Below are 12804 nucleotides of genomic sequence, written 5' to 3'. Positions count from 1 at the left end.
GCCTAGGCAAGGGACTTGTCGAGGATCAGCGCACCCACGCCGAAGGCGAGCGCGGACCACAGCGAGGTCCTCATCCACAGCGTCACCCAGCGGCGGAGCCGTGGGTGGTCATAGATGTTCAGCCGCATTCCGTACACCAGGGCCGGAGCGCCCAGGCTCAGGCCGAAGAGGGCGAGGCACAGACCGGTGAACCAGCCGAGGACCGCGGACCAGTTGGCGGTGTAGTAGGTGTGCCTGTCCCAGGAGACCGGGACCTTCTGCCCGATCTCATAGCCCGAGTCGAGCTGCGCCCTGTTGTCGAGCACCTTTCCGTCATCGGACTGGAAGATGCCTTCGGAGGTCCAGTTGCATCCGCCGCGGCTGCCGCGGCTGCACGATTTCCACTCGACGGTGAGGGTGCCATGGGTACCGGCCCAGCCCAGCGCATAGGGCAGGGAACGCACGCCGTAGGCGCCACCGAAGAGCGAGATCAGCACAACCAGCAGGCCGGCGAGGCGAGTTCCCCAGCGGGGCCTGACGCCCGGTGGTCGCACCGTTCCTTCGGGGATGACCGTCCGCGGTCTGACCGTCACGACCGCTGCCCGAGCGCCCGCCGGGCCCCGGCCTCGGCCGGCAGTTCGCGGACAAAGGCGTTGGCGCACACCATTCCCACCCCGTACGCCGCCAGCGCGGGCAGCAGGGGCAGAGCGAGCAGGGCGGCGAACCGGCCCGACAGAGCGGCGGAGACGCCGCGGCGGCGGCCGGACCGGTGTTCCTCCCAGGTCTGTTCAGGGGTGGGGGGATCCAGCAGCCGCTCCCTGAGCACCTTACGGGCCGAGCGCCAGCCCAGTGCCAGGCCGGTCAGGCAGGCGGCGGACAGCAGCACCAGGCAGGCCGTCCGCGCCCAGGAGGGCAGGGAGGCCACCGCGAGCCGGTAGACGCCGAAGGCGAAGCCGCCGACGGCCAGGTAGACCAGCAGCTTCCCGGCGGGGCCGGCCACCCGGCGCACCCAGTAGCCGAGTCCGCGGCGGTGCCAGCTGGTGCCCAGGCCGGGGAGTTCGGCGGGGGCGGAAGGGTCAGAAGATGCTCTTGAGGCCATGCCATACGCCCTTTCCCGCGCCCTTGACCAGGTTCCAGCCGTCATGCACGGTCTCCGAGGCCACATGCTTGCTGCCGAAGGCGAGGCCGCCGATCACCCCATGGTCGTGGATGTCCTCTTTCCAGTGCTCATGCAGCGCGTTGTCGATGAGCATGGTGCCCCCGATCACCACCACACCGCCGACTCCGGCCGCCACCGCCACCGGTGCGTCGGCCAGGGCGAGCGCGGTCACCGCGGTGCCGGCGGCCAGCCCGCCGAAGTTGGAGGCGCCGTTGATCACCACGGCGCGTTTCCAGGACATTCCCTTGTCGTGGTCGGCCTGGGCACCCAGAACGCCGCAGGCGCCGGCCGCCGCCACATCCACCACCGGGATCTCGCGCAGGAACTTGGGCAGCGCCTCCAGGCCGCGGCCCAGCTTGAGCGCCTCGGCGGCATCGGCGACCTTGACGTTCAGCGGTCCGTCGGCCGGCAGCCGCCCCGAATCCGCGGCCTTGATGGTCGAGTCCAGCTGCATGACCTGCTTGACCGCGTCCGCGTAGGCGGACTTGGCCGGGAACTCGGCGGGGAGCTCCTTGCCTTCCTTGGTCAGGGCATCGACCTCGGCCTGCATGGCCGCCTTGGACGCCTCCATCTCCTTCTTGGCAGAGTCCAGTTGGGCCGCCGCCTTGTCGCCCCGCGCCCGGTGGGCCTCCGCGTCGATCGCGTAGAGACCGCGCAGATAGTCCGCGAGCGTGATCTTGTCGCCGGTCTGGAGATCCGGCGAGGAGGCCGTGACCTGGCCATAGAGCGCGTTGAGCTTCTGCGCCGCGTCGACCCTGGCCTTCTGGGCCACATGCAGGCACTCGGCGCGCGCCGTCTCATAGTCCTTCCTGGCCTGGACAACCTTGTCGTCGGCACCGGCCGGCGGATCCATGGACTGGCCCTGGCCGCGCATGGTCACCCCCGCCCGCACCGCCACGTCCTCCGCGTTGTGCAGCGAGCTCTCCGCGGTCTTGAGGTCATGGGAAAGGTCGGTGAGGACCTTGCCCACCGAGCTGACAAAGGCGCTGAAGGCGCCCGCCGTCATGGCGTCGGTGCTCCACTTGGCCAGGAAGGCGGTGGCGGATTCGCCCTGCCAGCCCATGGTCTTCACCAAGGAATCCACCGACGCGCCAAGGGGTTTGAGCGGACCGTTGAGGTCCTTCTCCGCGTCGGTGTAGGCGAGGCCCATGGCCGCCAGTCCCGCGATATCGCCGCCAACCCAGCTGTCTGCCATCGCTGTTCCCCCGTACCCGTTCCGTTCCGTGCCGTTGTGCTTGCTTACCAGGCTTTGTGTTTGTCGTCGGTCAGGTCCTCGTAGACCTCTGCCTCATTGGCGTCGTTGTTGCGGAAGGAGTTGGTGGCGTACTGGACCTTCTTGCCGTGATCCTCGATCCGGGTGGCGAGGGCATCATGCAATTCCTTGATCAGGGTTGAGACGGCATTGATCGAGTGGTCGAGTGCCGCGTCCCCGGATCCCGCCACCGCCGGGCTGATCTTCGGAGCCAGTCCCCGGAAATTCCCGCCCTCTCGGTGAAAGGTGTTGTACATCGTCTCCAGAGCCTCGTACTTGGCTGCGTGGTCGGCCATCAGCTCACCTTCCGGGCGTATTCCTCAAGGTCGTCAAGCGTCCAGTTCCGGTGCCCGGGCTCGATCGCGGGATCCAGGTGCACCATCGGGAGACCGGCGTCCCGCATGGCCTCGGTGAACGGGCCGATGGACGAGGCGATCCACGGCTGGGCCGGGCCCAGGGCCGCCACCAGTTTCTCCAGCGTGGTGAAGGCGACCGGTACCGCGGGGCCGGCGGGATGCTCCAGCAACTCGAAGGCGATCAACGGCTCTTCGCCGTCCGCCGCCGGATAGCGGGGATGGGCCGGGACGAATACCGGGGTGGAATAGGACAGCCCGTCGTCCTGCTTTTTCTCCGCGCCCGCCTCGTCGTAGTAGTCGAGGATGCGCGACTGCGGTCGCTCCCCCATGCACCTCTTCCTTCCCCAACAGAGTTCGGCGCACATCGTAGGCACAGGACAAAGCACCGCAGTCACGCAATTCCCCCCGCATGGCGACAGGCGCATATGGAATCCATATGGCACCTTGACCACTTTGTGGCCAATCGTTGACCCCATACGGGACCGCTCAGCGCATCAGCACCCCCGCCGCCTCCCCCGAAACCTCCGCCGGTGTCGCCACCAGCCCCAGCTCCGCCCCATGGGCCAGCAGCCGGTGGGTGGGCAGGATGCGGACGGTGTAGCCGAAGGGGCCGGTGCGGTCGAGGGTGAGGGGGCCCTCGTAGAGGCGGCGGCCGTCCAGGGCGGGGGCGGCGGCGGGCTTCAGCGGGAAGGCGGTGGTGGCGGTGAGACGGTCCGCCGTGTCCACCCGGCCGGTGACGGCCTGTACCTCCACATCGGAGGGGTCCAGCTCGCCCAGGCGGACGCTGACTCTCAGCGAGAGGGTGGAGCCCAGCTCGGCGGTGCCGTTGAGCGGACCGTCCGAGGCGGCCTCCACATGGTCCACCGCGACGGCCGGCCAGGCGGCCGTCACCCGCGCCTTCCACTCGGCGAGCTCCCGCGCCGCGTCCGGGGTGAGCGCCCGCTGTGCCGCGGCCGCTGGGCCATAGAGCCGTTCCACATACTCGCGCACCATCCGGCCCGCCAGCACCTTGGGCCCCAGGGTGGCCAGGGTCCGGCGGACCATCTCGATCCAGCGGCCGGGCAACTGGTCCGGTCCCCGGTCGTAGAAGCGCGGCGCCACCTGACGGGTGAGCAGCTCATAGAGGGCGGCGGCCTCCAGATCGTCGCGGCGCTCCTCGTCCGTGCCGGATCCGTCGGCGGTGGGGATGGCCCAGCCGAAGTCGGGCTCGTACCACTCGTCCCACCAGCCGTCCAGCACCGAGAGGTTGAGGCAGCCATTGAGGGCGGCCTTCATTCCGGAGGTACCACAGGCCTCCAGCGGACGGAGCGGGTTGTTGAGCCAGACATCACAGCCCGGGTAGAGCTTCTGCGCCATGCCCATGCCGTAGTCGGGCAGAAAGACGATCCGGTGCCGCACCCGGGGGTCGTCGGCGAACCGGACCAGCTCCTGGACCAGGCGCTTGCCGCTGTCATCGGCCGGGTGGGCCTTGCCGGCCACCACGATCTGGATGGGCCGCTCGGGGTCGAGCAGCAGCTGGGTGAGGCGCTCGCGGTCCCGGAGCATCAGGGTCAGGCGCTTGTAGGAGGGGACGCGCCGGGCGAAGCCGATGGTGAGGACGTCCGGGTCCAGCACCCCGTCGATCCAGCCGAGTTCGGCGGTGCCCGCGCCGCGCTCGCGCCAGGCGGCGCGCAGCCGCTCGCGTACCTCCTCCACCAGCTGTTCGCGCAGGGTGCGGCGGAGTTCCCAGATATCGGCGTCCGGGATCTCGGCGACCGAGTCCCAGCGCTCGGAGCCGCCCAGGGTCAGGGCGTCCTCGGCCCGGCTCACCCCGATCTGCCGGGACCCCAGGCGGAAGACCTCGGGGGCGACCCAGGTGGGGGCGTGCACCCCGTTGGTGATGGAGGTGATGGGCACGTCCTCGGCGTCGAAGCCGGGCCACAGCCCGCGGAACATCTCCCGGCTGACCTGCCCGTGCAGGGTGGAGACGCCATTGGCGCGCTGGGCCAGCCGCAGCCCCATCACGGCCATGTTGAACAGCGCCGGGTCGCCGCCGGGATAGCTCTCGGTGCCCAGGTCGAGGACGCGTCCGGTGTCCAGGCCGGGGAGTTCGGCGTCCTCCCCGAAGTGGCGGGCGACCAGTTCGCGGTCGAAGCGGTCGATGCCGGCCGGGACGGGGGTGTGGGTGGTGAAGACGGCCCCGGCTCGTACGCTCTCCAGCGCGGCATCGAACTCCACGCCCTGCCCGGCCAGTTCACGGATCCGCTCCAGCCCCAGAAAGCCGGCATGGCCCTCGTTGGTGTGGAAGACCTCGGGGGCGGGGTGCCCGGTGAGCCGGCAGTAGGTGCGCACCGCGCGTACCCCGCCGATGCCCAGCAACATCTCCTGCAACAGGCGGTGTTCGCTGCCGCCGCCATAGAGCCGGTCGGTGATATCGCGTTCGCCGTGGTCGTTCTCCTCCACATCGGAGTCCAGCAGCAGCAGGGGCACCCGGCCCACCTGGGCCCGCCAGACATGGGCCAGCAGACGGCGGCCGCCGGGCAGGGCGAGGGCGACCCGGCTGGGGCTGCCATCGGCCTCGCGGAGCATGGACAGCGGGAGTTCATTGGGGTCCAGCAGCGGATAGTGCTCCTGCTGCCAGCCCTCACGGGAGAGGGACTGCCGGAAGTAGCCGTGCCGGTAGAGCAGTCCGACGCCGATCAGCGGCACCCCCAGGTCGCTGGCCGACTTCAGATGATCACCGGCGAGGATGCCCAGGCCGCCGCTGTACTGCGGGAGGGCCGCGGTGATGCCGAACTCCGGCGAGAAGTAGGCGATGGCCGCGGGCAGCCCCGGGGGACGCTCCTGGTACCAACGGCGGCCGGTCAGGTAGTCCTGCAGGTCATCGGCCGCGGCCGCCAGCCGGCGCCGGAACCGCCGGTCCTCGGAGAGGGCGGCCAGCCGCTCGGCGGAGACCGAGCCGAGCAGCCGCAGCGGGTCGCCGCCGGCGGCCCGCCAGCCCTCGGGATCCAGGGTCTGGAACAGTTCGCGGGTTTCGGGATGCCAGGACCAGCGCAGATTGCGCGCCAGCTCACTGAGCGGTCGTAGGGGCTCCGGAAGGACGGGGCGCACGCTGAATCGACGAATGGCCTTCACCCGCACGACGGTAGCGGCGCGGCACCCGCCGGTTGGGCTCAAGCGGGCAAGTGCCTCCTTATGCCTGACGCCGGTCCCCCGTGCCATGCCTGACCCTGACAGGGGCAGGCACACCGCACCCGGCCGGGGTTGACTGGTCCCCATGGACACTCCCGCCCAGGAACTGGGCCGATTCCTGCGTACCCGACGTGCGGCACTGCGCCCCGAGGACGTCGGCCTGGTTCCGTATGGCGGCCGGCGCCGGGTGCCGGGGCTGCGCCGGGAGGAGCTGGCCCAGCTGGCCGGGGTGAGCGTGGCGTACTACACGCGGCTGGAGCAGGGGCAGTCGGCGAACGCCTCGGACGCGGTGCTGGAGGCCATCGCGGGGGCGCTGCGGCTGAGCGCCGACGAACGTGCCCATCTGCTCAACCTGGCGCGTCCGGCCCGGCCCGCGCGGCGCGGCGCGCCCCGGCCGTCCATGGCGAGCCCGGTGACGCGGCAGTTGGTGGCGGCGATGGACGGGGTGCCGGCCCTGGTGCTGGATCACCGCTATGAGGTGCTGGCCTGGAATCCGCTGGGGCATGCGCTGATCGCCCAGGGCGTGGCGGCGGACGCGGTGGACCGTCCGGCCGAGCGGCCCAACGCCATGCGGCTGTTGTTCCTGGACCCGCACCGCAGGGAGCTGTACCCCCGCTGGGAGCAGGATGCCCGGCGGGCGGTGGCCGCGCTGCGGCTGGTGGCGGGGCAGCATCCCGAGGACCGGCTGCTGGCCCAGCTGGTCGGTGAACTGGCCGTACGCAGCGAGGAGTTCGCGGCGCTGTGGGCCAGGCATCCGGTGCGGGACTGCACCGAGGGCGTCAAGGAGTTCCACCATCCCCTGGTGGGGCCGATGCTGCTGTCGTTCCAGATGCTGCGGCTGCCGGGCTCGGGCGGACAGGGGCTGCTGGCCTACAGCGCGGAGCCCGGCTCGCCCTCCGAGGCGGCGCTGCGGCTGCTGGGCTCGCTGCTGCGAACCTCCGCCGAGGAACGCGTAGTTGACGACCGCCAGGAGACGGCCACCGGTTGATGCGCTGGTACGACCCAGAAATACGCCCGGTGTCCGCCTGGGGTATTCCAAGGCCAGAAGTCGCTGCGACCTTCGAAGTTCGGGCCTGGGCGGCGCTGCGCCAGCCGGCCCTCGGCCGCCCCGTTTTCTCGCATTGCAGCCGGTCGACCCGGGTAGCAGACTCCGTACGAGTGACGGAGCCGGGGGGCCGTCCCAGGCGGCGCCAGGGGAACTACGCACCGGTAGTTCGCACGGTACGGGCATGCTTGCCCGGGCCTGCTGGGAAAGCTCACCCGGTATACAGAAACGCGCTTCCGTCCTTGCCGACCATGGTCCGGATTCCGCTTCTTTCTGGTCCATCTTCCGCCGCCCACCCGAGTGAAAGCGGACAGGAGCAGCCATGCCCGAAGCCAGCCGGCTGCCGGCCGAGCGGATAGAAAGAGCAGAACCCGCCGTTTCCGGGCCCACTTCCTCCGCCCTCCGTCGAACCCCCAGGTGATTCCATGATCGGCCGTATTCCCGTCCTGGACCTCGCCCCGCTCGTCGACTGCGGCCGCAGACCGGCGAAGGCCGTGGTCGGTGAGAGCTTCGAGGTCACCGCCACGGTGTTCCGCGAGGGCCATGATGCCGTGGGGGCCAATGTGGTGCTCCGGGATGCGGCGGGCCGCAGCGGACCCTGGGCTCCCATGCGGGAGTTGGCGCCCGGCACCGACCGCTGGGGCGCCGAGGTGACCCCCGACTCCGAGGGCCGCTGGACCTATGCGGTGGAGGCGTGGAGCGACCCGGTGAGCAGTTGGTGGCACACCGCCAGGATCAAGGTGCCCGCCGGGATCGACACCGAACTGGTGCTGGAGGAGGGCGCCCGGCTCTATGAGCGGGCCGCCGCCGGGGTGCCCAAGAACGACGGCCGGGAGGCGGTGCTGCGGGCCGTCGACACGCTGCGCGACGAGCGGCTGCGGCCGGCCGACCGGCTGGCGGCCGCCCTGGTCCCGGCGGCCGTCCGGGCGCTGACCGGCCACCCGCTGCGTGAACTGGTCACCGCCACCCGCCCGCTGCCCTTGCTGGTGGAGCGGGAGCGGGCGCTGTTCGGCTCCTGGTACGAGCTGTTCCCGCGCTCGGAGGGGGCGGTGGTGACCAGGGAGGGCGGGCCGGTGCGCGGCGGGGACTTCAACACCGCGGCCAAGCGGCTGGATGCCGTCGCGGCGATGGGCTTCGATGTGGTCTATCTCCCGCCCGTCCACCCCATTGGCACCTCTTATCGCAAGGGCCCCAACAATGCGCTGACCGCGGGCCGTTATGACGTGGGCAGCCCCTGGGCGATCGGCTCCGCCGAGGGCGGTCATGACGCCATCCACCCGGAGCTGGGCACCTTCGAGGACTTTGACCGCTTTGTGACCCGGGCCCGTGAGCTGCGGATGGAGGTGGCGCTGGACTTCGCGCTGCAGTGCTCGCCGGACCACCCCTGGGTGGACAAGCACCCGGAGTGGTTCCAGCACCGCGCGGACGGCTCCATCGCCCATGCGGAGAACCCGCCCAAGAAGTACCAGGACATCTATCCGCTGGCCTTTGACGCGGACTTCGACGGACTGGTCCGTGAGACGCTGCGGCTGCTGCGGCTGTGGATGGACCATGGGGTGCGGATCTTCCGGGTGGACAACCCGCACACCAAGCCGGTGTCCTTCTGGGAGAAGGTGATCGCCGAGATCGGCCGCACCGACCCCGATGTGATCTTCCTGGCCGAGGCCTTCACCCGCCCCGCCATGATGCGCACCCTGGCCGCCATCGGCTTCCAGCAGTCCTACACCTATTTCACCTGGCGCAACACCAAGCAGGAGCTGACCGATTACCTCACCGAGCTCAGCCGGGACACGGCGGCGGTGATGCGCCCCAATCTGTTCGTCAACACCCCGGACATCCTGCACGCCTATCTCCAGGACGGCGGCCGGCCCGCCTTCGAGGTACGGGCGGTGCTGGCGGCCACGCTCTCCCCGTCCTGGGGCGTCTACGCCGGGTACGAGCTGTGCGAGAACGTGCCGGCACACCCCGGCAGCGAGGAGTACCTGAACTCGGAGAAGTACCAACTGCGGCCCCGGGACTGGGAGTCGGCGGAGCGCGAGGGGCGCAGCCTGGCCCCGCTGATCACCGCGCTCAACCGGCTGCGGCGGCGCCAGCCGGCGCTGCGCCGGCTGCGCAACCTGCGCTTCCACCACGCCGACAACGACGCGGTGATCGCCTTCTCCAAGCGCTCCGGCTCCTCCTGTGTGCTGGTGGTCGTCAACCTCGACCCCCACCACACCCAGGAGGCGACGGTCTCGTTGGACATGCCGGAGCTCGGCCTGGACTGGCATGACTCCGTCCCGGTGCGCGACGAGCTCACCGGCGAGACCTACCACTGGGGCAGGGACAACTATGTGCGCCTGGAGCCGGGCCGTTCCCCGGCGCCCGCGCATGTGTTCTCGCTGCGACCGTCCTCACCGATCGGAGGGTCACCCACACCATGAGCGTCAACGAGCCCGTACCGGACACATTCGAGGACACTCCCGCCAAGGACCGCGATCCCGACTGGTTCAAACGCGCGGTGTTCTACGAGGTCCTCGTACGTTCCTTCCAGGACAGTGACGGCGACGGCATCGGCGACCTCAAGGGGCTGACCGCCAAGCTGGACTATCTGCAGTGGCTGGGCGTGGACTGCCTGTGGCTGCCGCCGTTCTTCCAGTCCCCGCTGCGGGACGGCGGCTATGACGTCTCCGACTACACCTCGGTGCTGCCGGAGTTCGGTGACCTGGCCGACTTCGTGGAGTTCGTGGACGCGGCGCACCAGCGCGGCATGCGCGTCATCATCGACTTTGTCATGAACCATACGAGCGATCAGCACGACTGGTTCCAGCAGTCGCGCACCGATCCCGAGGGCCCGTACGGCGATTACTACGTCTGGGCCGACGACGACAAGCTGTACCAGGACGCACGGATCATCTTCGTGGACACGGAGACCTCGAACTGGACCTTCGACCCCGTGCGCAAGCAGTACTACTGGCACCGCTTCTTCTCCCACCAGCCGGATCTCAACTACGAGAACCCGGCGGTGCAGGAGGAGATCCTGGCCGCGCTGCGGTTCTGGCTGGACCTGGGCATCGACGGCTTCCGGCTGGACGCGGTGCCCTATCTGTTCGCCGAGGAGGGCACCAACTGCGAGAACCTGCCCGCCACTCATGCCTTCCTCAAGCGGGTGCGGGCGGAGATCGACGCGCACTACCCGGACACCGTGCTGCTGGCCGAGGCCAACCAGTGGCCGGAGGATGTGGTCGACTACTTCGGTGACTTCGCCCGGGGCGGCGACGAGTGCCATATGGCCTTCCACTTCCCGGTGATGCCACGGATCTTTATGGCGGTGCGCCGGGAGTCGCGCTATCCGGTCTCCGAGGTGCTGGCCAAGACCCCGGAGATTCCGTCCCGTTGCCAGTGGGGCATCTTCCTGCGCAACCACGACGAGCTGACGCTGGAGATGGTCACCGACGAAGAGCGCGACTATATGTACGCCGAGTACGCCAAGGATCCGCGGATGCGGGCCAATATCGGCATCCGGCGAAGGCTGGCACCGCTGCTGGACAACGACCGCAACCAGATCGAGCTGTTCACCGCGCTGCTGCTGTCGCTGCCCGGCTCGCCGATCCTGTACTACGGCGACGAGATCGGCATGGGCGACAACATCTGGCTGGGTGACCGGGACGGGGTGCGCACCCCCATGCAGTGGACGCCGGACCGCAACGCCGGCTTCTCCTCCTGCGATCCGGGGCGGCTGTATCTGCCGACCATCATGGACCCGGTCTACGGGTACCAGGTCACCAATGTCGAGGCGGCGATGAGCAGTCCGTCCTCGCTGCTGCACTGGACCCGGCGGATGATCGAGATCCGCAAGCAGAACCCGGCCTTCGGGCTGGGTACCTACACCGAACTGACGTCCAGCAACCCGGCGGTGCTGGCGTTCCTGCGTGAGTACAAAGACGACCTCGTCCTGTGTGTCAACAACTTCTCCCGCTTCGCCCAGCCCACCGAGCTGGACCTGCGGGCGTTCGCCACCCGGCATCCGGTGGAGCTGATCGGCGGGGTGCGCTTCCCCGCCATCGGTGAACTGCCCTATCTGCTGACCCTGGCCGGGCACGGGTTCTACTGGTTCCGGCTGCGCCGGGACCACTAGGCGCGGCCGTCCGCGCGGGGGCCCGGTGCCCCCGCGCAGGGGCCACGTTTCGCGGGCCGTCCCCGGGAAACCCTCCCTACTACACACGAGCCGGGCCCAGCCGATCGGTTCCGTCGCGGTTCCCTTCCGTACGGACGATCCTCGCCCGACACGTCCCGCACCGCGCACCGCTCAAAGCCGCAATCCGGGACACTTTGCCGGAATCTGTCGTGTGCCCCGGGGAAAGGACGCGACGCATGTCGGACGCTGCACCGCCCCATGCGGACACCACGGCGGAACCGCTCGCCTCGCTCGTACCCCTGCTCACCCCATGGCTGCCCCGGCAGCGCTGGTTCGCCGGCAAGGGCCGCCCGATCACCGGGCTGTCCCCGGTGGCCGTCACCGAACTGCTGCCGGACGGCAGCCTGCTGCATCTGCTGCTGCGGGTGCGGCAGGACGGGGCGCAGCCCGGAGACTGCTATCAACTGCTGCTCGGCGCCCAGGACTCCCCGCCCGCCCGCCTGGGCCCCGCGCTCATCGGCCGCCCCGCCACCGGGCCGCTGCGCGGCCGCGCCATCCATGACGCCCTCGCCGACCCGCGCCTGGCAACCCTGCTGCTGGAACGGCTGCGACTGCCGGGCCGTCTGGGGCCACTGCGCTTCAGCCGGGAGGACCGGAGCGAGATCCCCGCCGGGCTCGCCCCCCGCCCGCTGGGCGCGGAGCAGTCCAACTCCTCGGTGGTCTACGGGGACGCCTTTATCCTCAAGCTCTACCGGCGGATCGCCCCGGGCATCAATCCGGACCTGGAACTGCCCCGCGCCCTGGCCCGTACGGGCTGCCTCCGGGTACCCCCGCCGGCCGCCTGGTTCGAGGCCGAACTCCCGGAGGAACCCAAGGAGTTGGCCACCCTCGGGGTGCTCCAGCCCTACCTTCGCGGCTCCGCCGACGGCTGGCAACTGGCCCTGGGCGCACTGGCGGTGGCCGCCGACTTCGCCGCCTGTGCCCGCGCCCTGGGCCAGGCCACCGCCGAGGTGCACCGGGCGCTGGCCACCGCCCTGCCCACCACGGTGATGGGCCCCGCCCAGCTGCGCCGGCTGGCCGCCGCCATGTCCCAGCGGCTGGATGCCACCGCCGACGCCGTCCCCGAGCTGCGCCCCTACCGCTCGGCGCTGTGCGCCGCCTATGACGAACTGACCCTGCCCGGCCCCGGCCGGTCCGCCTGGCGCGCCCAGCGCATCCATGGCGACCTGCACCTGGGGCAGGCGCTGCGCACCCCGGCCGACGGCCGCTGGTCCCTGATCGACTTCGAGGGCGAGCCGGCCCGTCCGCTGGCCGAGCGCCGCCAGCCGCAGCCGGTGGCCCGGGACATCGCCGGCATGCTGCGCTCCTTCGACTACGCGGCGGCGGTGGGCCGGGCCGAGGGCTCCGGCTGGGCCCGGCGCTCCCGGGAGGCGTTCTGCGAGGGCTATGCCCGGGTGCACACCGATCCCCGCGAGGACCCGCGCCTGCTGCGGGCGCATGAGACGGACAAGGCCGTCTACGAGGTCCTCTATGAAGCCCGCAACCGGCCGGACTGGCTTCCGGTCCCGATGTCCGCGGTCCGCCGGCTGGCCGCGCGGGCCGACGGCGCGCGCCGGCCGCGGGGCGCCGCCACCGCCCCCTGATGCTCCGACACCCCGCACCCCGACCACCCCCCTGGGAGGACCACCCCGTGACCGCACGACCGCCGTCCGGCCCGCCGCCCCG

Annotated in this window: 10 protein-coding genes; 4 read left to right on the top strand and 6 right to left on the bottom strand. The window is 70.6% G+C overall.

Annotation, left to right across the window (positions count from 1 at the left end):
* Nucleotides 1-2 precede the first annotated feature (2 nt).
* From ACIHFE_RS07075 to glgP, 6 genes are all read right to left on the bottom strand, one after another.
* Complete coding sequence (locus tag ACIHFE_RS07075; RefSeq protein ID WP_400104786.1) at nt 3-533, bottom strand: hypothetical protein; 531 nt, start codon at nt 531-533, stop codon at nt 3-5.
* A 35-nt stretch (nt 534-568) separates the two neighbouring features.
* The gene (locus ACIHFE_RS07070; RefSeq protein WP_400104785.1) at nt 569-1078 is read right to left on the bottom strand and encodes a hypothetical protein; all 510 of its coding nucleotides are present in this window, start codon (nt 1076-1078) and stop codon (nt 569-571) included.
* Nucleotides 1056-2333 carry a hypothetical protein gene (locus ACIHFE_RS07065; RefSeq protein WP_400104784.1) on the bottom strand — a complete coding sequence of 426 codons (1278 nt, stop codon included), beginning with the start codon at nt 2331-2333 and terminating at the stop codon, nt 1056-1058. The genes ACIHFE_RS07070 and ACIHFE_RS07065 overlap by 23 nt, the downstream gene beginning before the upstream one ends.
* A gap of 44 nt (nt 2334-2377) precedes the next feature.
* Nucleotides 2378-2686 carry a DUF6317 family protein gene (locus ACIHFE_RS07060; RefSeq protein WP_400104783.1) on the bottom strand — a complete coding sequence of 103 codons (309 nt, stop codon included), beginning with the start codon at nt 2684-2686 and terminating at the stop codon, nt 2378-2380.
* Complete coding sequence (locus ACIHFE_RS07055; protein WP_400104782.1) at nt 2686-3075, bottom strand: SAV_915 family protein; 390 nt, start codon at nt 3073-3075, stop codon at nt 2686-2688. Before ACIHFE_RS07055 ends, ACIHFE_RS07060 begins: the two co-directional genes overlap by 1 nt.
* Nucleotides 3076-3232: 157 nt before the next feature.
* Complete coding sequence (glgP, locus tag ACIHFE_RS07050) at nt 3233-5860, bottom strand: alpha-glucan family phosphorylase (RefSeq protein ID WP_400104781.1); 2628 nt, start codon at nt 5858-5860, stop codon at nt 3233-3235.
* A 142-nt stretch (nt 5861-6002) separates the two neighbouring features.
* Here glgP and ACIHFE_RS07045 point away from each other — a divergent pair, with 142 nt between their 5' ends.
* The 4 genes from ACIHFE_RS07045 (at nt 6003) to ACIHFE_RS07030 (ending at nt 12722) form a co-directional block, all read left to right on the top strand.
* The gene (locus tag ACIHFE_RS07045; RefSeq protein WP_400104780.1) at nt 6003-6905 is read left to right on the top strand and encodes a helix-turn-helix domain-containing protein; all 903 of its coding nucleotides are present in this window, start codon (nt 6003-6005) and stop codon (nt 6903-6905) included.
* A gap of 482 nt (nt 6906-7387) precedes the next feature.
* A complete protein-coding gene (locus ACIHFE_RS07040) occupies nt 7388-9385 on the top strand; it encodes an alpha-1,4-glucan--maltose-1-phosphate maltosyltransferase (protein ID WP_400104779.1) in 1998 nt (665 codons plus the stop codon).
* Nucleotides 9382-11079: a maltose alpha-D-glucosyltransferase gene (treS, locus tag ACIHFE_RS07035; RefSeq protein ID WP_400104778.1), complete on the top strand. Its 1698-nt coding sequence runs from the start codon at nt 9382-9384 to the stop codon at nt 11077-11079. The genes ACIHFE_RS07040 and treS overlap by 4 nt, the downstream gene beginning before the upstream one ends.
* Before the next feature lie 236 nt (nt 11080-11315).
* Nucleotides 11316-12722 (top strand): phosphotransferase, encoded by a 1407-nt coding sequence (locus ACIHFE_RS07030; RefSeq protein WP_400104777.1) that lies wholly within the window; start codon nt 11316-11318, stop codon nt 12720-12722.
* The last annotated feature ends 82 nt before the right edge of the window (nt 12723-12804 follow it).

It is taken from the genome of Streptomyces sp. NPDC052396 (assembly GCF_044593195.1).
In the GTDB taxonomy this organism is placed as follows: domain Bacteria; phylum Actinomycetota; class Actinomycetes; order Streptomycetales; family Streptomycetaceae; genus Streptomyces.
The sequence above is the reverse complement of the archived record's forward strand: the minus strand, read 5'-3'. Positions and strand labels throughout refer to the sequence as shown.